The sequence below is a fragment of the Microbacterium gilvum genome (assembly GCF_039543865.1).
Lineage (GTDB): Bacteria > Actinomycetota > Actinomycetes > Actinomycetales > Microbacteriaceae > Microbacterium > Microbacterium gilvum.
Genome location: NZ_BAABKO010000003.1, coordinates 402988 through 422329, shown reverse-complemented (window position 1 = coordinate 422329; position 19342 = coordinate 402988). Strand labels below are relative to the sequence as shown.

Annotated in this window: 20 protein-coding genes; 7 read left to right on the top strand and 13 right to left on the bottom strand. The window is 70.1% G+C overall.

Features of this window, described 5'->3' with window-relative positions:
* Nucleotides 1–213: 213 nt before the first annotated feature.
* The 4 genes from ABD998_RS11130 to ABD998_RS11115 form a co-directional block, all read right to left on the bottom strand.
* Entirely contained in the window at nt 214–1191 is a 978-nt protein-coding gene (locus ABD998_RS11130) for a hypothetical protein (RefSeq protein WP_345439079.1), read from the bottom strand.
* A 248-nt stretch (nt 1192–1439) separates the two neighbouring features.
* Nucleotides 1440–1655 carry a hypervirulence associated TUDOR domain-containing protein gene (locus ABD998_RS11125; protein ID WP_345439077.1) on the bottom strand — a complete coding sequence of 72 codons (216 nt, stop codon included), beginning with the start codon at nt 1653–1655 and terminating at the stop codon, nt 1440–1442.
* 10 nt (nt 1656–1665) lie between these two features.
* Nucleotides 1666–1995 carry a hypothetical protein gene (locus tag ABD998_RS11120; protein ID WP_345439075.1) on the bottom strand — a complete coding sequence of 110 codons (330 nt, stop codon included), beginning with the start codon at nt 1993–1995 and terminating at the stop codon, nt 1666–1668.
* The gene (locus ABD998_RS11115) at nt 1992–2339 is read right to left on the bottom strand and encodes a DUF7882 family protein (RefSeq protein WP_345439073.1); all 348 of its coding nucleotides are present in this window, start codon (nt 2337–2339) and stop codon (nt 1992–1994) included. Before ABD998_RS11115 ends, ABD998_RS11120 begins: the two co-directional genes overlap by 4 nt.
* A gap of 123 nt (nt 2340–2462) precedes the next feature.
* Here ABD998_RS11115 and ABD998_RS11110 point away from each other — a divergent pair, with 123 nt between their 5' ends.
* Nucleotides 2463–2972, top strand: a complete 510-nt coding sequence (locus ABD998_RS11110; protein ID WP_345439071.1) for a MarR family winged helix-turn-helix transcriptional regulator — start codon at nt 2463–2465, stop codon at nt 2970–2972.
* Here ABD998_RS11110 and ABD998_RS11105 read toward each other — a convergent pair.
* The gene (locus ABD998_RS11105) at nt 2961–3404 is read right to left on the bottom strand and encodes a MarR family winged helix-turn-helix transcriptional regulator (RefSeq protein WP_345439069.1); all 444 of its coding nucleotides are present in this window, start codon (nt 3402–3404) and stop codon (nt 2961–2963) included. The genes ABD998_RS11110 and ABD998_RS11105 overlap by 12 nt on opposite strands.
* A gap of 136 nt (nt 3405–3540) precedes the next feature.
* Here ABD998_RS11105 and ABD998_RS11100 point away from each other — a divergent pair, with 136 nt between their 5' ends.
* Nucleotides 3541–3789 (top strand): hypothetical protein, encoded by a 249-nt coding sequence (locus tag ABD998_RS11100; protein ID WP_345439067.1) that lies wholly within the window; start codon nt 3541–3543, stop codon nt 3787–3789.
* Entirely contained in the window at nt 3773–4285 is a 513-nt protein-coding gene (locus ABD998_RS11095) for a MarR family winged helix-turn-helix transcriptional regulator (protein ID WP_345439065.1), read from the top strand. Before ABD998_RS11100 ends, ABD998_RS11095 begins: the two co-directional genes overlap by 17 nt.
* Before the next feature lie 488 nt (nt 4286–4773).
* Here ABD998_RS11095 and ABD998_RS11090 read toward each other — a convergent pair whose 3' ends face one another.
* From ABD998_RS11090 to ABD998_RS11060, 7 genes are all read right to left on the bottom strand, one after another.
* Nucleotides 4774–5406, bottom strand: a complete 633-nt coding sequence (locus ABD998_RS11090; RefSeq protein WP_345439063.1) for a VanZ family protein — start codon at nt 5404–5406, stop codon at nt 4774–4776.
* A 687-nt stretch (nt 5407–6093) separates the two neighbouring features.
* Complete coding sequence (locus ABD998_RS11085) at nt 6094–6924, bottom strand: aldo/keto reductase (protein WP_345439061.1); 831 nt, start codon at nt 6922–6924, stop codon at nt 6094–6096.
* Between the two features lie 127 nt (nt 6925–7051).
* Nucleotides 7052–8245, bottom strand: coding sequence for an elongation factor Tu (gene tuf / locus ABD998_RS11080; RefSeq protein WP_345439059.1), 1194 nt, complete (start codon nt 8243–8245; stop codon nt 7052–7054).
* Nucleotides 8246–8407: 162 nt separating this feature from the next.
* Complete coding sequence (gene fusA / locus ABD998_RS11075; RefSeq protein WP_345439057.1) at nt 8408–10522, bottom strand: elongation factor G; 2115 nt, start codon at nt 10520–10522, stop codon at nt 8408–8410.
* An 88-nt stretch (nt 10523–10610) separates the two neighbouring features.
* The gene (gene rpsG, locus ABD998_RS11070; RefSeq protein WP_156242096.1) at nt 10611–11081 is read right to left on the bottom strand and encodes a 30S ribosomal protein S7; all 471 of its coding nucleotides are present in this window, start codon (nt 11079–11081) and stop codon (nt 10611–10613) included.
* Between the two features lie 5 nt (nt 11082–11086).
* Nucleotides 11087–11455 carry a 30S ribosomal protein S12 gene (gene rpsL / locus ABD998_RS11065; protein ID WP_018171438.1) on the bottom strand — a complete coding sequence of 123 codons (369 nt, stop codon included), beginning with the start codon at nt 11453–11455 and terminating at the stop codon, nt 11087–11089.
* A 285-nt stretch (nt 11456–11740) separates the two neighbouring features.
* On the bottom strand, nt 11741–13900 hold the full coding sequence (locus ABD998_RS11060) for a S1 family peptidase (RefSeq protein WP_345439054.1): 2160 nt from the start codon (nt 13898–13900) through the stop codon (nt 11741–11743).
* A gap of 168 nt (nt 13901–14068) precedes the next feature.
* Here ABD998_RS11060 and ABD998_RS11055 point away from each other — a divergent pair, with 168 nt between their 5' ends.
* Nucleotides 14069–14449 carry an META domain-containing protein gene (locus ABD998_RS11055; protein WP_345439052.1) on the top strand — a complete coding sequence of 127 codons (381 nt, stop codon included), beginning with the start codon at nt 14069–14071 and terminating at the stop codon, nt 14447–14449.
* Between the two features lie 67 nt (nt 14450–14516).
* On the opposite strand, the gene ABD998_RS11050 is transcribed toward ABD998_RS11055, so the two are convergent.
* Nucleotides 14517–15170 carry a spermidine/putrescine ABC transporter substrate-binding protein gene (locus tag ABD998_RS11050; RefSeq protein ID WP_345439050.1) on the bottom strand — a complete coding sequence of 218 codons (654 nt, stop codon included), beginning with the start codon at nt 15168–15170 and terminating at the stop codon, nt 14517–14519.
* A gap of 229 nt (nt 15171–15399) precedes the next feature.
* Between ABD998_RS11050 and ABD998_RS11045 the strand changes: the two genes are divergently transcribed.
* Genes ABD998_RS11045 through ABD998_RS11035 form a run of 3 tightly spaced genes read left to right on the top strand, consistent with a single transcriptional unit; the run spans nt 15400 to nt 19257 of the window.
* Entirely contained in the window at nt 15400–16365 is a 966-nt protein-coding gene (locus tag ABD998_RS11045) for an alpha/beta hydrolase (RefSeq protein ID WP_345439048.1), read from the top strand.
* A 14-nt stretch (nt 16366–16379) separates the two neighbouring features.
* Nucleotides 16380–17699, top strand: coding sequence for a Wzz/FepE/Etk N-terminal domain-containing protein (locus ABD998_RS11040; protein WP_345439046.1), 1320 nt, complete (start codon nt 16380–16382; stop codon nt 17697–17699).
* A 4-nt stretch (nt 17700–17703) separates the two neighbouring features.
* The gene (locus ABD998_RS11035; protein WP_345439044.1) at nt 17704–19257 is read left to right on the top strand and encodes a hypothetical protein; all 1554 of its coding nucleotides are present in this window, start codon (nt 17704–17706) and stop codon (nt 19255–19257) included.
* Nucleotides 19258–19342 lie beyond the last annotated feature (85 nt).

The window sequence follows — 19342 nt, the reverse complement described above, 5'->3', positions numbered from 1 at the left end:
TCCAAGAGGCTGCGCCGATGGGGATCCATCGCGATCCGTGATGACTGGCCGATTCCCCGCGCGGCCTGGCCGTCATCCGCCGGCACGAGCGCCCGCGATGTCGCGGCGTTCCCCTCCGTGACGCCGTCTTTCGACATACGACGACATCGGCGGGCGGGAGCGCATCCCAATATCCGACACGTGTCGCGCGGGTCAAACCGCTCGCGCGCGTTGCTACAGCGACCCGACCCACTCCGCGAGCTCGCTCACGATGGCCCACAGCCCGTACCCGAGGCCGACGACACCGAGAACGATCCACCACCACTCGAAGCGCTCTCGCAGACGCCGACCCGCGCGCGCGACGCCGCGTGGGCGCTCGAGAGACGGCCGTCCCCTCACCTGAGCGAGCCGCTCGTCTCGCCAGTTCTCCCACTGCCTCGTCTTCGCCGTGATCGCCCGGATCGTCGTCAACACGGCGCGCCAGCAATCCGGGTCGGTCGTCACGATGCCGCGCGGCGCGCACAGGTACAGCGCGTCGTCGCGGACCTCGACGTCGAGATCGCGCGCGTGGTCGAGCATGACGGCGAGCACGTCGGGCGAGAAGAGGTAGAGGGCGTCGGCCTCGTACCCGGTCGGGCAGTACAGCCGGAACGCGTCGGCGAAGGGCCCCTCCGGGATGAGCTGCTGTCCGCCGGCGAATCCGAGAGGCAGGTTGCTGCGCCCGAACGCCCGGTCGTTCGCCCGGGCGTCCACGACGACGTGCGGCAGCATCGTCCCGAGCGGAACGCGCACGTAGTCGGTCTGACGGATGGTCGTGCTGCGCCCCGAACCGGTCGTGCCGCGGTACGTCCCGAGCTCGATCGGATCGCGCGCGGGGATCTCGATGCGGTCGAAGACGTCGACCACGGCGCCGGGCGCGGCGTACATGCCCGCGTACGCGCTCGCTCCCGCCCAGGGGGCGTAGCGCCAGCCGTTGTCGCGTGCGAGCAGGTGCAGGCGATAGCGGCGCCGGTCCTGGCGGACGAGACGCGCGATGACCCAGATGCACAGGGCGATCACGGTGAGCGGCGCGAGGGATGCGACCGCCAGCATGCCGACGTCGGCCGCGCTGAGCCGTCCGCCCGAGAACGCGCCGAGCATCGGCCAGGTGATCACGAGGACCACGAAGAGGAGCATCCCTCCGATCACGGCGAGGAGCCCTGCGTTCGGCACGACCCGCTTCGGAAGGCCCCCGCGCACGAGCCGTGCGAACCCGCGCACCTCAGCGCCGGAGATCCGACGCGTGAGCGCGCGGGTGTCGACGTCGAGAAGAGCGGTGATGGCGGCCCCCTCAGACGTTCACCTGGATCAGGGGGCGGGCGCGCATGGGACGAGGATAGCGCCAACTGAACGCATGTTCAGTACAGGGGCGGTACTCGCGCGAAGATGATTCCCCGGAAGCTGCTTCCCTCCAGCCGCCCTCAGCCAGGCAGGCGCCGCAGCGCCGACCGCTTGTGCGCGGCCTTCGCGCCCGTGAGCTCGGACTTCACGATGTACGCCGGGTCGTCGTGTGACGCCCGGAACCGCTGCCCGGCGAAGGTGAAGTCGCTCACGCGACGCCGGACGACCTCTCCGCGCGTCCGTCCCTGCGACGTGTCCCAGCTCACACGATCGCCGGGTGCGAGCTCGTCGGCCATGGCGGTGCTCTCAGGCGTCCGCGGCGAAGGCGAGCGACGTGGCAGCCGCGAGGAGCGCCATCCCCGTCGCCGCGCCGGCGGCGAGCAGTGCCCGGGGTGAACGCCGAGCAGGACGCAGCCCCGTCTCTCCCGATCCCACGGCTTCGACGGCCGCCTTGGCCTCGGCGATGTCGTCGAAGTCGCCGACGTGCGTCGACCAGCGGTCGAACGCAAGGTGACGGCCATCCGACGAGGTGTCGACGAAGCCGACGAACTCGCCCTTGCGCCCCGCGACGTGGAACCCGCTGTCGACCGTGCTCCAGGTCGTGTGACCGGGCTCGACCGCCGTCGGCGCGCTCACGCCGCCCTCGCCATCTCGACGCGGCTCTCGGCGATCGCACACTCCATATCGGCCAGCGCCTCGGACGAGAGGTCCATGCCGCGGTTCGAGTTGGCCGCCTCCACGAGACGGACGAGGATGTCGCGATCGATCGACCCGGCGTCCGCATCGTCCAGGACGATGCGCAGCGGAATCGAGGAGTGCACCCAGATCGTCTCGCGAACGGACTCTCCGTCGTGCTTCCACGAGATGGAGAACGACTCGCCGCGACGCAGCTTCGTCAGCACGACCGACTGGACGTGAGCGAGCAGCCGGTCCTCCATCTCGATGGCCTGCTCGGTCATCCCGTAGAACATCCTGCCCATGAGGTCCTCCTGCTGCCGATCGAATGCGACCCGATCGGGCCGTCCCTCAGAACTTTACTAGTCAAACTAATCACTTTTCAACCTAGTAATCAGTTTGAGTAGCTTTCGGCTACGATGTGGTCCATGACCGATCCGCGCTCGCACGAGGTGTCGTCGTTCTGGTACGGCGCCGGGGCCGACGAGCGCGCCGCCGCGAGTGTGCTGCAAGCGCTTCGCGCATATCGGGCGGCCGAGATGGAGCTGCGCCGCAGAACCCGGGCGTCCATGGGGATGAGCGACAACGAGATGCTCGTCGTCGGGCTCGCTACCCGCAGGGCGCGAGCGGGGCGGGAGCTGCAGCCGCGCGATGTCGCACGCGAGCTAGGACTGACAACCGCCTCGGTCACGGGGCTCCTCGACAAGCTGGAGCGCTCCGGACACATCCGCCGGGAGCCGCACCCCACCGACCGGCGTCGCCTCTGCATCCTCCCCACCCCACTGAGCGACACCGACGTCCGGGCGTCGCTCGGGACCATCCACGAGCGGATGATGGGCGTGGCGAGGACCCTGCCACCCGCCGATGCCGCGATCGTGACGGCATTCCTGCGGCGGATGTCGTCGGCGATCGGCGACGCCTCCCCCTCAGCGGCCTGACATCTCCGGCTGCCACGCGGCGTCGACCTCGTCGACCACCCGGCGGAGGAATCGCGCGACGACCGCGCGCTCGCCATCCGTCAGCGCGACGGCCGCGCGAGCGACACCATCCGACACCGGATCGCCCGCTCCGCCCGCGCCGTCGAGCGGGACGACGAACTTCGACCGGCGATCCGCGGGGTTCGCGCGGAGGGCGACGCGCCCGCCGGCCTCGAGGCGGCGCAAGAGGGCGGTGACGGAAGCACTGCTCACCTGCAGGCGCTCGGCGAGCTCGGTCGGCGTCAGATCCCGTCCGTCGACCGCCGCCTCCACGACGACGCGGATGGCCGCGAGGTCGAGATCTCCGAGGGCCCGAGAGGCCTGACGGCGGCGCGATAGCCGCGCCTCGGCCTGCCGCAGATCCTGGATGGCGCGCACGACATCGTCGCTCATGCTGCCTCCTCCCGGTCCGCCTCCGACTACCTTACTAGACGAACTTGCTACAAGGTTGTCGAAATACAACCCGATCGGGTCTTTCCTGCCGCTGCGGGATGAGAAGCTAGGGGGAAGCTCCTGCGAGAGGACCCCCATGTCAGACACCTTCGCCGTCCATCCGGCCGGCTATGTGCTGTATCACGACATGATCCAGCGCCTCTCCACCAGATTCCCCGACGTGCCGTTGTGGCGGATCGAAGCCATCGCGTACTCGGAGAACGAGGCGATGACAGGAGGCCTCCTCCACGTCGTGCCCGAGGGCGTCGAGCACGGGACGGCAGAACGGCTGGGAGGCCCCGCCTCCCCTGTGCAGGAAGAGCACGCGCATGGCGCCGAAGACTGAATCGACCGCATCCGGCTACTGGTACCCCGACGGCGATGGCGCCACCACCGTCGACGTGCTGAACCTGCTGCGCCGCTACCGCTCCGCCGAGACCGCGATGCGCGCGCGGACGCGGGCCTCGATGCGGATGAACGAGACCGACCTCGTCGCCCTGCGGCACCTGCTGCGCGAGCAGCGTGCGGGCCGTGCTGTGCGCCCCGTCGACCTCGCGCGGGTGCTCGACATCTCGACAGCCTCGGTGACGGCGCTCATCGACCGCCTCGAGCGGGATGGCCACGCGCGCCGCGCGCCGCATCCCACCGACCGGCGTGCGGGTGTCGTCGTGCCGACCGCGGAGAGCGATGCCGAGGTGCGCAAGACCCTCGGCCCCATGCACCAGCGCATGCTCGCGCTCGTCGACGGACTCAGCGAGAAGGAGCGCGCAGTCGTCGCGCGCTTCCTCGCGGGGATGGCCGACGCCGTGGGCGAGGCGGCCGACGGCGACCACGCGTCGTAGGGCGTCGGGTCGGCGAGCGGTCGGGAGCGGCGCGCGTCGGGTCGGGGAGCGGCGCGCGTCGGGTCGGGGAGCGGCTCGCGTCGGGAGGGCGGGGCGTCGGGTCGGGGAGCGGTCGGGAGCGGCGCGCGTCGCCGCGAATCGCGGCAGAAGTGCCTTGTGTCGCCGCGAATCGCGGCAGAGGTGCCGGGAGTCCGCCCGCGGGTCGCGGCACGAGCGCTCGCGTCGCCGCGAATCGCGGCGAAAGTACCTCCTCTCGCCGCGAATCGCGGCAAGAGCGCCTCGCTTCCCCAGTGGCTCGCGTCAAGAGCGCCTCGCGTCGCCGCGAAACGCGGCAAAACAGCCGCGCGTCGCCGCGAATCGCGGCAAAAGCGCCTCGCTTCCCCAGCGGCTCGCGTCAAGAGCGCCTCGCGCGGCCGCGAAACGCGGCAAAACAGCCGCGCGTCGCCGCGAATCGCGGCAAGAGTGCCGCGCGTCCCCCGCGGCTCGCGTCAGAAGCGGAGGCGCTCCGTGGGGGCGTCGCTCGGGTCCTGCCAGGCCGGCTGCTCGAACACGCGCGTCGCGGTGTCGTACTCACGGGGTGCGGGTGCCTGCTTCGCCGGGAGGGGATGCTGCCGGGCGCGGATGATCTCCGCGTCGCGCTCCCAGATGGCTCGCGCGATGACTCGACGGTCGCGGGCGTAGATCATCGCCCGCATCGTCATGGCGAGGAGCAGGCCGACGTAGCCGCCCGTCGTGTTCGCGAACACGTCGAGGATGCTCGACACGCGCGATTCGAGCGCCGTCGCCTGGGTGAACTCGATGAATCCGGAGTAGCCCGGCACGATGAACAGCGCGAGCCACCATCCGCGTCTCGGCAGGGCGAGCCCGAGGAAGAACCCGAGGGGCACGAACATGCCGATGTTGGCGGTGAACTCGAGCTCGTCGAAGCCGAAGGTCTCGGGGATGCCGAAGCGGTGGAGCACCGCGAGCACCCGATCGGCGATGCCGCCGAACTCGAGGTCGCTCGGCGAGGGCCACAGGGTGACGACGGCGATGAACCCCGCGTAGACGGCGAGGAGCAGCGTCGCGACCCACAGGCGGGCACGGCTGCGCGGCGGCTTGCGGCCGAGGACGTCGGTCATGCGGTTCCTCCTTCGAGCGGTGCATCGACCCTAGCCCGCCGACCCTGTGGATCCCCGAATGCCCCCGGCCATCCCGCCCGCCCCGCCGTCCCCACCGGCCCGACGACCGGCACGCACCACCCGCCATCCACCGTGCCGGGAATCGGACCAACGGTGCAGGTGTCGCCTCCCGGGACCGACACGCGCACACCGTCCCCACCGGCCCGAGGTCGACACGCACCCCCGGACATCCGCCGTACCGGGAATCGGACGAGCGGTGCGCGTGTCGCCTCCCGAGGCCGACACGCGCACACAGACCCCACCGGCCCGACGACCGGCACGCACCACCCGCCATCCACCGCGCCGGGAAATCGGACCAGCGGTGCACGTGTCGCCTCCCGGGACCGACACGCGCACACCGTCCCCACCGGCCCTAGGTCCGCACGCACCGCCATCCACCCTCCCCGCGCCGGGAATCGGACCAGCGGTGCACGTGTCACCTCCCGAGGCCCACACGCGCACACCGCCACACCGATCCGACAACCGGCACGCACCGCCATCCACCCGCCCGCGCCAGGATTCGGACCAGCGGTGCAGATGTGGCCTCCCGGGGCAGACAAGCGCACGCCCGCCCCACCAGTCCGACGACCGGCACGCACCGGGCCGATCCGCGGGCCGATCCGTCGGCATCCCGCCGGCGGCGACTCCCTAGAACTCCTCGTACTCGGACGGGTCCTGGTCGGCGAGGCGGCCATCCGGGCGCCCGAGCGCCGTGATCGCGCCGATCTCCGCCTCGTCCAGCTGCACGTCGAGCGCCCCGAGGTTCTCGACCTGGCGCTCGTCGCTCGCGGCCTTCGGGATGGGGATGGCGCCGCGCCCGATCGCCCACGCGAGCACCGTCTGCCCCGGTGTCGCGTCATGCGCCTGCGCGATCTCCGTGATCACAGGGTTCTCGAGCAGGTCGTTGCCGCGCCCGAGCGGGCTCCACGCCTCGGTGAGGATGCCGTGCTCGGCGTCGAAACGCAGCTGCTCCTCCTGCGGGAAGTACGGATGCAGCTCGATCTGGTTGACCTCAGGCAGAACACCGGTCTCCCGCTCGAGCCGCTCGAGGTGCTCCGGGAGGAAGTTGCATACGCCGATCGCGCCGACGAGTCCTCGCTCCTTCGCCTCGATGAGCGCACCCCACGCCTCGACGTACCGGTCGGTCTTCGGATTCGGCCAGTGGATGAGCAGGAGGTCGATGCGCCCCAGCCGGTAGGCGCTCTCTTCGATGGTCTCGAGCGCCTCCTCCCTGGCATGGTGCCGACCGGGGAGCTTCGTGGTGACGACGAGGTCGTCGCGGCGCTCGGCCCGGCGGGCGACCGCCTCGCCGACGGTGCCCTCGTTCTCGTAGTTGAACGCCGAGTCGATGAGCGTGTAGCCCTTGTCGACCGCTCGGACGATGGCGTCCGCGCCCGCACTCCCCTTCAGCCGGTAGGTGCCGAAGCCGAGCACCGGAAGTTCGAGGCCATCGTGCGCTGTCCAGGTGGGGATCGTCATAGCCCCTTCCTACGCGCTTCCCCCGGCCATCCGCAAAGCCTTGACGGATGGGAGCGGACGGTCCCGGGCATGCGAAAGCGGGGCCGCCCCGAAGGGCGACCCCGCTTCTCAAGCAGGTTCGGAGAACTTACTTGATGATCTTCGTGACCGTGCCGGCGCCGACGGTGCGGCCACCCTCACGGATCGCGTAGCCGAGGCCCTCTTCCATGGCGATGGGCTGGATGAGCTCCACCGTCATGTCCGTGGTGTCACCGGGCATGACCATCTCGGTGCCCTCGGGCAGCGTGATGACGCCGGTCACGTCCGTGGTACGGAAGTAGAACTGCGGGCGGTAGTTCGTGTAGAAGGGGTTGTGACGGCCACCCTCGTCCTTGGAGAGGATGTACGCGGTGCCCTCGAAGTTCGTGTGAGGGGTGACCGAGCCCGGCTTCACGACGACCTGGCCGCGCTCGACGTCCTCGCGCTTGAGGCCACGGAGCAGGAGACCGCAGTTCTCGCCGGCCCATGCCTCGTCGAGCTGCTTGTGGAACATCTCGATACCGGTGACCGTGGTCTTCTGCGTCGCGCGGATGCCGACGATCTCGACCTCGGAGTTGATCGCGAGCGTGCCACGCTCGGCGCGGCCCGTGACGACCGTTCCACGACCGGTGATCGTGAAGACGTCCTCGATCGGCATGAGGAACGGCTTGTCCTTGTCGCGCACCGGGTCCGGGATGGACTCGTCGACGGCGTCCATGAGCTCGACGATCTTCTCGGTCCACTCGGCGTCGCCCTCGAGAGCCTTGAGGCCCGAGACGCGGACGACGGGCGCGTTGTCGCCGTCGAAGTCCTGCGACGAGAGGAGCTCGCGGACCTCGAGCTCGACGAGCTCCAGGATCTCCTCGTCGTCCACCATGTCGGACTTGTTCAGAGCGACGAGCAGGTAGGGGACGCCGACCTGCTTGGCGAGCAGCACGTGCTCACGCGTCTGAGCCATGGGACCGTCGGTCGCGGCGACCACGAGGATCGCGCCGTCCATCTGGGCGGCACCGGTGATCATGTTCTTGATGTAGTCGGCGTGACCCGGCGCGTCGACGTGAGCGTAGTGACGCTTGGGCGTCTCGTACTCGACGTGCGAGATGTTGATCGTGATGCCGCGCTGGCGCTCCTCAGGAGCCGAGTCGATCGACGAGAAGTCACGCTGCACGTTGGTCGCCGACGGGTACTTGTCGGCGAGCACCTTGGAGATCGCCGCGGTGAGCGTCGTCTTGCCGTGGTCGACGTGACCGATCGTTCCGATGTTCACGTGCGGCTTGGTCCGCTCGAACTTGGCCTTAGCCACTGGGTCCTCCTCAGGACGGTCGTGTAGCGATCACGGGCGCTGGATTGCGACCGGATCTCTACGGGGATGTTTCACAGTCTAGTAGAGACTCGTTATGAAGTTTTGGGGTGCCGGGGCCGGCTGCGCAGCCGGCCCCGGCGAGCCGTCGGGGCTCAGGCGGTGTTACTCGCCCTTGCCCTTCTGGATGATCTCGTCGGCCACGGCCTTGGGGACCTCGGCGTAGCTGTCGAACTCCATGGAGTAGACGGCACGACCCGACGTCTTCGAGCGCAGGTCGCCGATGTAGCCGAACATGCTCGACAGCGGGACGAGGGCCTTGACGACCTTGACGCCCTGCGCGTCCTCCATCGACTGCACCTGGCCGCGACGCGAGTTCAGGTCGCCGATGACGTCGCCCATGTACTCCTCGGGCGTGCGCACCTCGACCGCCATGAGCGGCTCGAGGATGACGGGGTTCGCCTTGCGGACGGCCTCCTTGAAGCCCATGGAGCCCGCGATCTTGAACGCCATCTCGGACGAGTCGACGTCGTGCGACGCGCCGTCGATGAGGATGGCCTTCACGCCGACCATGGGGTAGCCGGCGACGACGCCCACGTTCATCGCGTCCTGGAAGCCCTGGTTGGTGGGCTCGATGTACTCGCGCGGGATGCGGCCGCCGGTGACCTTGTTCTCGAACTCGTACGTCTTGTCCGCCGTGACCTCGAGCGGCTCGAGCGCGAACTGGATCTTCGCGAACTGGCCGGAGCCACCGGTCTGCTTCTTGTGCGTGTAGTCGTGGCGCTCGACCGTCTTGCGGATGGTCTCGCGGTACGCGACCTGGGGCTTGCCCACGTTCGCCTCGACCTTGAACTCGCGCTTCATGCGGTCCACGAGGATGTCGAGGTGCAGCTCGCCCATGCCCTTGACGACGGTCTGACCGGTCTCGGCGTTGTTCTCGACGCGGAACGTCGGGTCCTCTTCCGCGAGCTTCTGGATCGCGAGACCCAGCTTCTCCTGGTCGGCCTTCGTCTTGGGCTCGATCGCGACCTCGATGACGGGCTCGGGGAACGTCATCGACTCGAGCACGACCTGGTTGGCCGGGTCGCTGAGCGTGTCGCCCGTCGTCGTGTCCTTGAGGCCGATGACCGCGTAGATGTGGCCGGCGGTGACCGAGTCGACCGGGTTCTCCTTGTTGGCGTGCATCTGGAAGATCTTCCCGATGCGCTCCTTCTTGCCCTTGGTCGAGTTGACGACCTGCGCACCCGAGTCGAGGTGACCCGAGTAGACGCGGATGTAGGTCAGACGGCCGAAGAACGGGTGCGACACGACCTTGAACGCGAGCGCCGTGAAGGGCTCGTCGCGGTCGGCGTGACGGGGGATGACCGTCTCCTCGTTCTTCGGGTCGTGCGCCTCGATGGCGGGCACGTCGAGCGGCGAGGGGAGGTAGTCCACGACCGCGTCGAGCATGGGCTGCACGCCGCGGTTCTTGAACGCCGAGCCGCAGAGGACGGGGTAGACCTCGCTGGCGATCGTCATCTTGCGGATGGCGCCCTTGATCTCGTCGACCGTGAGCTCCTCGCCGCCGAAGAACTTCTCGAGGAGCTCGTCGTCGCTCTCGGCGACGGTCTCGAGGAGCTGCTGGCGGTACTCCGCCGCCTTGTCGGCGAGGTCGGCCGGGATCTCCTGGATCTCGTACTTGGCGCCCATGGTCACGTCGCCCTTGGCGTCGCCGGGCCACACGAGGGCGCGCATCTCGACGAGGTCGATGACGCCGATGAAGTCGTTCTCCGCGCCGATGGGCAGCTGGAGCACGAGCGGCTTGGCCTTCAGGCGGTTGACGATGGTGTCGACCGTGAAGTAGAAGTCGGCGCCGAGCTTGTCCATCTTGTTGACGAAGCAGATGCGCGGGACGTCGTACTTGTCGGCCTGGCGCCACACCGTCTCGGACTGGGGCTCCACGCCCTCCTTGCCGTCGAACACGGCGACCGCGCCGTCGAGGACGCGGAGCGAGCGCTCCACCTCGACCGTGAAGTCCACGTGGCCGGGGGTGTCGATGATGTTGATCTGGTTGTTGTCCCAGAAGCACGTCACGGCAGCAGACGTGATCGTGATGCCACGCTCCTGCTCCTGCTCCATCCAGTCGGTCGTCGCGGCACCGTCGTGCGTCTCGCCGATCTTGTGGTTGACGCCCGTGTAGAACAGGATGCGCTCGGTCGTCGTGGTCTTACCGGCATCGATGTGCGCCATGATGCCGATGTTGCGGACCTTCTTGAGGTCGGTGAGCACGTCTTGTGCCACTTGCGTTCTTCCTTACGTGTGGAGAGGGAGTCGAGCAGGAAGCCGGTCCCGGATGCCCGGGGCATCCGGGACCGGCTCGGGGCGCTACTTACCAGCGGTAGTGCGCGAAGGCACGGTTCGACTCGGCCATCTTGTGCGTGTCCTCGCGGCGCTTGACCGCGGCACCGAGACCGTTCGAGGCGTCGAGGATCTCGTTCATGAGACGCTCGGTCATCGTCTTCTCACGACGACCCTTCGCGTAGCTCACGAGCCAGCGGAGGGCGAGCGTGTTGGCGCGGTGAGGCTTGACCTCGACCGGCACCTGGTACGTCGAGCCGCCGACGCGGCGGCTGCGGACCTCGAGCGTCGGGCGCACGTTGTCGAGCGCCTTCTTCAGCGTGGCGACAGCGTCCTGGCCGTTCTTCGCGGCCACACCCTCGAGAGCGGTGTAGACGATGTTCTCGGCGATGGACTTCTTGCCGTCGACGAGGATCTTGTTGACCAGCTGCGTGACGATCGGGGCGCCGTAGACCGGGTCGTTGACGACGGGGCGCTTGGGGGCCGGACCCTTACGAGGCATCTAACTCAACCCTTCTTCGCGCCGTAGCGGCTGCGAGCCTGCTTACGGTTCTTGACGGCCTGGGTGTCGAGCGCACCGCGGACGATCTTGTAGCGCACACCGGGGAGGTCCTTCACACGACCGCCGCGGACGAGCACGAGCGAGTGCTCCTGGAGGTTGTGGCCCTCACCGGGGATGTAGGCCGTGACCTCGGTGCCGTTGCGCAGCTTGACGCGGGCGACCTTGCGCATCGCCGAGTTCGGCTTCTTGGGCGTGGTCGTGTAGACGCGGGTGCAGACACCCGCCTGCTGCGGGTTCGCCTTCAGAGCGGGAGCCTTGGTCTTCGAGACCTTCGGCGAGCGCCCCTTGCGAACCAACTGCTGAATAGTTGGCACGATTCTCCTTGTTCGTTGCTGCACGGTGACAGCGCGTGATGTTTCACGTGAGCCCGCCCCCGCTCCGATTCGGAGCGGCACTGCGGCGGACATGCCGTGGGGGTGGCCTGTTCGCAGACCCGTCCCATGTGTGGATGCACGCACGCAGGCGCGTGCACGCACACCCGTCCCATGATACGTGCCGTAACACAAGCGGTCAAACGCGACAGTCGCCACGCCGCACACGACGACGGGGCGCCCCTCGAGAGGGACGCCCCGTCGTGTCGCGTCGATGCGCGAACGGGATCAGCGCTGCGACCTCACCTGGCGCACGCGGGCGAGGACGACCACTCCGCCGGCGAGGAGCACGAAGCCGAAGCCGAGGGCGATCGGCGCCATGCCGCCGAAGTCGGCACCCGTGGGAGCGAGGCTGTCGTCACCCGGGTCGGCCGGCTGCTCGGGAGCACCGGGCGTCGTCGGGGTCGGGCTCGGCGTGGCCGAGGGCGACTCAGCCGGCTGCTCGGGCTGCTCGGGGGCGACGGGAGCCGCCGCGACCGAGATCGCGACCGACGCGTCGTCGCTCGCGACGCCGTCGACCGTCTGACGCGCCGTCAGCTGGTGCATGCCGACCGGCAGCTGGCCGTCGAGCTGGATGGTCCAGACGCCCGCCTCCACCGTGGCGGTGCCCGCGGACTCGCCGTTCACGAAGAGCTCGACCGATGCGCCGTCGATGCCGGAGCCGGTGATCGAGGTGATGGCCTCGCCCTCCGTGTAGCTCGCGCCGTCGACCGGGTTGATGAACGCCGGGGCGGCGGGCTTGGGGGCGCCGACCGCGAACGTGATCTCGACCTTGTCGGACGTCTTGCCGTTGACCGTCTGCTGCGCGGCGACCGTGTAGCTCTTCGGCTCGGCGAGCTCGACCTCGTACGACCAGTTGCCGTCCGCGTCGGACTTGACCGCACCGGTCACGTCGCCCGACAGGGTGACCTCGGTGTTCGGGGCCGCCACGCCGGTGATCGCGGTGACGGGCTCGGAGAAGCTCTCGCCGGCCTTCGGCGACACGATCTCGGGAGCGGTCGGGAAGACCTGCACGTCGAACGAGGAGACCTCGGAGACGTTGTAGCCCTCGCCGTTCACGCGGAACCAGATCGTGTAGTCGCCGGGGGTCGCCGGGCCCTGGATGGTCCAGTTGCCCTCGCCGTCGATCGACGCCGTCGCGCTCTGCGAGAAGTCGACCTCGCCGCCCTGCGGCACGAAGGCGTACTCGAGCTCCTGACCGGCCTGGCCGGTGCCGGAGATCTCGCCGTTCCACGAGATGTTCGCGCCGTTCTCCTGCGAGGTGACCTCGGCGGGGGCGACGAACAGCTTGACGGAGTAGCCGTCGGTGGCCGCGAGACCCGTCTGCAGGTCGTGCGCCCACATGAACTCCTCGACGACGCCGCCGCCGGACTCCGTGATCGTGACCGAGCCGGTCACGACGCCGACGGCCTTCTCGCCGCTGATGACGGTGCCGCCCGAATCGCCGTGGTCGACCGTGTTGGTCGTCGCAAAGCCCTTGACGAGGTGGCCCTCGATCGAGACGTAGCCGCCGTAGACGATGGCACCGGCCTCGACGCCGTACTGCGTCTCGGTCGCCTCGCCGGTGCTCACGCCCGTTGTGCGGCCGGAGCGGAGGATCGGGTCGCCGATCTCGGCGGTGCCGACGCTCGTGACGCGCGTCGCGAGCGACGCGGAGAGGTCCTCGGGGGTCGTCCAGTCGGTGACGCCGGGAAGCAGGTCGAGCTCGGTGTTCGTCACGTCGACGACCGCGATGTCGAGTGCGTCGTTCACGTCGCCGGCGGAGTTGCCCGCGCCGCCGAACTGGCCGAACGCGAGCGTGCCGAGCTCGGCGAGCAGCGACGGCTGCGTGCCGCCCGCGGCGTCGTCGTCGGCGGGGGTGGTCAGGTACACGTCGCTGAGCGTCGTGCCGTCGAGGTCGGTGCAGTGGCCGGCCGTGATGATCGCGGGGTCGCCCGAGGGGGTGTAGCCCGTGAAGCCGACCGAGCACGTCGCGCCCTGGTCCGAGTTCGGAGCGAACAGGCCGATGCCGGCGCCGCCCACGACGTCGGTCGAGGCGAGCGCCTCGGGCAGCTGGTCCTCGGTCACCGGGACGACCGTGACGTTGCGGAACGTGTCGGCCAGCTCGGCCGCGTCGGTCGAGGCCGAAACGCTGAACGGCTTCGCCGTCGCCTCGGTCTCCGATGCGAGCTGCTGCACGATGATGTTGCCGCTCTCGTCGTAGAGCACCGCCTTGACGGTGTCGTCCTCGAAGAACTGCGACGCGAGCTCGTCGAACGCCGCGCCTTCCGTCGGCGCGACTGCGCCCTCTTCGGCGGCCGCCGACGTGACGGCGACGCCGCCGAATGCGAGCGCCGACGCGACGCCGATCGCACCGAGGCGCGCACCGCGCGTGATTGAAGACTTCACCTGTCCCCCAGATCTCGTAGGTCTTTTTCTCACCGGGATCGCGCGGGCCTGGTGTGCCCGGGTCTCGGTCGGTCGATGGGTCTCTCGGGAGAGACACAGCGAACCCAGAGTAGCCGCACATCTACGATGGTCCGCAAGTCCACATTCACCGACATGGACGGGGGCACCATGCGAAAAGGACCGATTACGGCGGGAACGGCCCTGCTCTTCGCGGGGCTCGCCCTCGCCGGATGCGCGACCTCGGCCGGTTCGTCGGCCACCTCGTCGGCGCTCGTCGGCACCTGGCAGAGCAGCGAGCAGGCGAAGCCGTATCTGACGTTCGAGGAGGACGGCTCGTTCCGCGGGAACGACGGGTGCAACGGGCTGTCGGGGACCTACGACATCGAGGGCGACACCGTGACGCTGACCGCTGTCGCGAGCACGCTGAAGGGCTGCATCGGCGTCGACACCTGGCTCTCGAAGGCCGTCACCGTGAAGATCGGGACGGCATCGCTCGAGGTCTTCGACCGCTCGGGCGACGCCATCGGCTCGCTCGCCAAGGACGCCTGAACAGCGGAGCGCAGCGGGCAGTTCTGCCCACGCCGAGAAGCCGGATGAGGGCCTTCGCGCGCGACGGCTACCCTCCCGGCAGCAGGTCGTCGGGACCGAAAGGCGTGTCGAGCGCCTCGGTGAGCTCGGCGAGCATGGCCTCGACCTGCGGCTCGACGTGCTGCGCGACGGCCTGCTGGATGCGGAGCCGGTGCGCGAGGAGCAGCGAGCACAGCTCGCGGCCGACGAGGTTCGCGTACTCGTCGGCGAGGGCGATCTCGCGGCGGAGCGCCTCCTTGGCCTCGTGGGAGAGCGGAGGGAGGCTCGGCACCTCCTCCTCGCCGGCCATCCCCTCGAGCGTGAACAGGAAGGGCGCCCCCGGCACGGGCTCGGGATCGAGGGGGAGACCCTCGTATTCCGGATCGAGGTTCTCGCGCGGGCGATAGGACCGCGCACGGTTCCGCGCGGACTGCTGGTCGAGCTCGACCTGCAGCAGCGGAAGATTCCTCTCCGTGTAGGACGCGACCGCACGATCGACGATCGACTTCATGCGCGTCGAGAGCCCGTGCTGCACGCCGTGCGGGACATCCGACCCCACTCCCGCAGCCGACAGCACGGGCGACCCGAGGCACCGCCGGCACGGAGCGCCCCTCCCCTTGTAGGTCGCCGGCGTCCACGTCGGCACCCAGCGCAGCCAGGCGTCGACCGCCTGCGTGACCTGGGTGTCGAGCGAACGCTCCATGGGAAAAGAGTACGGCCGGACGGGGTTTCCGCGAGGTGCGCCACGGCGCCGATATCACGGTCGGCGGCGCCATCCTGCACTGCCCGGCCCGTGCCCGAGAGGCGTCCCCGGGCAAGCCCGCGGCGTCGCCGGTTGTTTACATGCTCGTCATCGCATGCCGGAATTCCCGTGCATACGATGGCCGCGTGAATCGGACGGATACGCGGATCGGCGCAGGAGACGGAGGGGCATGAGACGTGCAATCGCAGGCCGCGCCGGAGCGGCGGCCCTGACCGCCGCCCTCGTCGGCACCGCGATCGCCGGGTGCTCGTCGCCGTCCGATCCCACGATCCCCGTCGACTTCGCCGAGCTCGCCGACGATGCCGACTCCGGCATCGCGACCGAGAACGACATCGCCTATCGCGAGGTCGACGGCGACCGCCTCCAGATGAACGCGTGCCTCCCGGCGCCGAGCGAGCGGGCGGCGCCCGCCGTGCTCCTCCTCCACGGCGGAGGGTTCACGCAGGGCGCCCGCACCGACGAGAGCGTCGCGGGCCTGTGCGTCTGGCTCGCCGAGAACGGCTACGCGGCCTTCTCCGCGAGCTACCGCCTCGCACCGGAGCACATCTTCCCGGCGCAGGTCGACGACGTCGCGGCCGCCATCGCGTTCCTGCGCGACCCCGAGACGGCGGAGCGCTTCGCGATCGATCCCACGGCGATCGGCGTGCTCGGGTCGTCGGCGGGCGCCATCCTCGCCCTCGAGACCGCGACAGCGGGAGAGGGGGCTCTCGACGCCGGATCGCGCGTGCGCGCCGCCGTCGCCCTCTCCGGGGTCGCCGACATGAGGCCGCAGGCCGCGTCGCTCGGCGAGCCGACCGAGCAGTCGGCGCAGATCATCCTCGACTACCTCGGCTGCACCGAGCTCGCGGCGTGCGACGGCGAGGCCGCCTCCGCCATCGCATCGGTCGACGCGAGCGACCCCGCGGTCTTCCTCGCGGGATCGACGAGGGAGATCGTGCCGGTCGAGCAGAGCCAGGCGATGGCCGACGCCCTCACAGCGGCCGACGTCCCCAACGAGCTGCACGTCGCTCCGGGCGAGGCGCACGGCGCCGCCCTCATGGACGGCGACATGCGAACCTCCGTGCTGTCCTTCCTCCGTTCCTTCCTCGGCGAGCCGACGACGCCTTCGCCGACCAGTTCCTCCTCCCCCGAGTAGAACGGCCGGTGCCCATGCCCCTGAAGCAGATCCAGCGCATCCTCCGACGCAACCTGTGGATCATCGTCGTCGTCACCCTGCTGGGCGGGGCGGTCGGATACGCGCAGGCGAGCACGCAGCCCGACACCTACACGGCGACGTCGCAGACGCTCTTCACGCCGGTGACGTCGTCGGGGCAGGCCGCCGACATGGTCTCGACGAGCGGGCTCATCGGATCTCAGCTGGCGACGTTCGCGGCGCTCGTGGGCACGCCCCTCATCCTCGACCCCGTCATCGACGACCTCGGACTCGGGGCCGACGCCGCCGAGGTCGCCGGCACCGTGACGGCCTCGGTCGCGAACACCAACAACATCCTCATCGTCACGGCGACGTCGACGCAGCCGCAGGCGGCGGCGCGGCTCGCCGACGCGGTCTCGCAGAGCATCGTCGACGAGGTGCTCAGCGGCGGCGGCGAGACCGAGATGCTGCTGGGGGCGCAGATCCAGGCGGAGCTCGTCGCGCCCGGCGAGACCGCCGTCGTCCCGGCGGGCTCGGTCGTCATCATCACGGTGCTCGTCGGCGCGGCCGTCGGCTTCGCGATCGCCCTGCTCGTCAGCGGCCTCCGCGCGCAGACGGACCGCCGCGTGCGCACCCGCGACGACGTCCGACGCGCCGTCGGCACGGAGCTGCCCGTGGAGGGCGTCGTGCGCGACGGCAGGCTGCTGGTCCGAGAGGCTCCGGACGGCCCCGTCGCCGAGGCGAACCGCCGTCTCGTGTCGGAGATCGTCGCCCGCGCCGAGGGCGTGCCGTCGCTGCTCGTGACGAGCCCGCGCCCCACGTCGGGCACGCCGGCGTCCGCGGCGAACATCGCCGCGGCCATCGCCGAGTCGGGCTCGCGGGTCGTGCTCGTCGACGCCGACCTGCGCACGGGCGAGACGGGCGCCCTGTTCGGGCTCGAGGCCGCACGCGGGCTCAGCACCGTGCTGCAGGGCGGCACGGCGCTGGACGAGGCCGTCGTCGACGGCCCCATCGCGGGGCTGCGCATCCTGCCCTCCGGCCCCGCGGCGTCGAACGCCTCGGCGCTCATCTCGTCGGGAGCGCTCGACACCGTCATGCGCTCCCTCGACGACGCCGCAGATGTCCTCGTCATCGCCGCGCCCGCCGTGCTCGAGCACGCCGACGCGGCGCGCCTCGCCCGCTACGCCGACGGCTCTGTCGTGGTCGTGACGAGCGGGGACGCCGACCGCGGCGAACTGGCCGAGGCCGCCGACCTGCTCGCGGAGGCGGGGGCAGCCCCCGCCGCCGCCGTCATCGCCGACGTGCCGCGCCGCGGCGTGGACGCGGCCTGGCGCTGAGCGCATGTCCATCGCAGAGGCGACCGGCCGCGGGCGTCCGCCGCGCCCGCCATCCGCCCGGCTCGCCCGCCGAGAGCGCAGCCGTCGCCGCAGGGACGATGCGGGATGGGCTCTCGCCATCCTCGTCGCGGGCGTCGCATCGGCCGCGGGCGTCGTCGGCGTCCCCGTCGTCGCGGTGCCCGTCATCGCGGGAGTCCTCGGCGTCTTCGTCGCCATCAGGTGGCCCTTCGCCATCGCCTTCACGACCCTCGCCGTCCTGGCGATGTCATCGATCCTCGAGATCACGCTGGGGGCGGCGGGAAGCGCCGTCGACGACGTGCTCGTGCTCGTGTGCGCTGTCGTCTTCACGGCGCGGCGGATGGTCACGGACCGCGCCGTCGTGTTCCCTCCCGGCATCGCGTGGTTCGCGGGATTCGCGCTCGCGGGAGCGGCGTCGGCCGTGATCCTCGCCGTGCCGACCTCGATCTGGACGCAGCAGGCGTTCCTCAGCATCAAGGGCGTCATCCTCGCCCTCGCCTTCGCCCAGCTGGAGTGGACGCGTCGCCACCTGCACGGCCTCATCGTGGCGGGTGCGCTGCTGACCGCCTTCCTCGCCCTGTGCGGGTTCCTCAACCTCGTCGCGACCGAGGCGTGGGTCGGCTTCACGAGGATCCGCGCACCCATCACGGTGTTCGGCATCCCCGCGCTCAACGGCCCCTACGCCCAGCCGGCGGCGTTCGGACGCATCACGGCCGTCATCGGCGTGGGCGCGCTGTGCCTCATGCTCGTCTCGCGCCGGCGCCTGGCACCGGGCATCGTGTTCGTGCTGGCGTCGACGATGTCGGTGCTCACGGTGACGGTGAAGTCGCTCACGAGCATGATGGCCGTCTACGGCGTGCTGTTCGTGCTGCGCGTGCGCAGCATCGCCGCGTTCCTCCTGCTCATCGCGGTCGTCCCCCTCTTCGCCGTCGTGGCGGCTCCCGTCCTCGTCGATCTGATCTCGAACGACCTCACGGCGTACTTCTTCAACACCGACACCGAGTCGGCGCGGTCGCTGCTCGCCTCGGGCGCGCTCGAGATCGCGCAGGAGCACTTCCCCCTCGGCGCCGGCTTCGGCCGGTACGGCACCTTCATCGCGTCGAGCGAGTACTCGCCCGAGTACCTCGAGCGCGGCTGGGAGTGGCACTACGGCCTCGGCCGCGAGGAGGAGTGGGGGCGCTACCTCACCGACACGCAGTGGCCCGCCATCCTCGGCGAGACCGGATGGCTCGGCGCCATCCTGTTCGCCGGCGGGCTCGCCGCCATGACGCTGTCGATGGTGCGGCCGATCGGCCCCCTCGAGCCGCCGCTGTTCACGTGGATCCGCTGGGCGGGCATCTCGTGGATCGGGCTCATCACGATCGAGTCGATCGCCGCGCCCGTGTACTCCTCGCCGCCCGCATACGCGTTCGCCTTCCTCGGGTCGGCGATCGTGGCGGCGCTGCGGTACGAGCACCGCCGCCACGGCTCGGTCTTCGCGGTCGACGACTACGTCGAGGCGCCCGACAGTCTGCGGGAGACGGTGCGCGCCGGGCGCTGAACTCGGGCCGGGTCGTGCGGCACCGCGCCGCAGATCGGATGGCCGAGGGCGCTGTGCGCGTGTCGGCCTCACCCGGCACCATCCG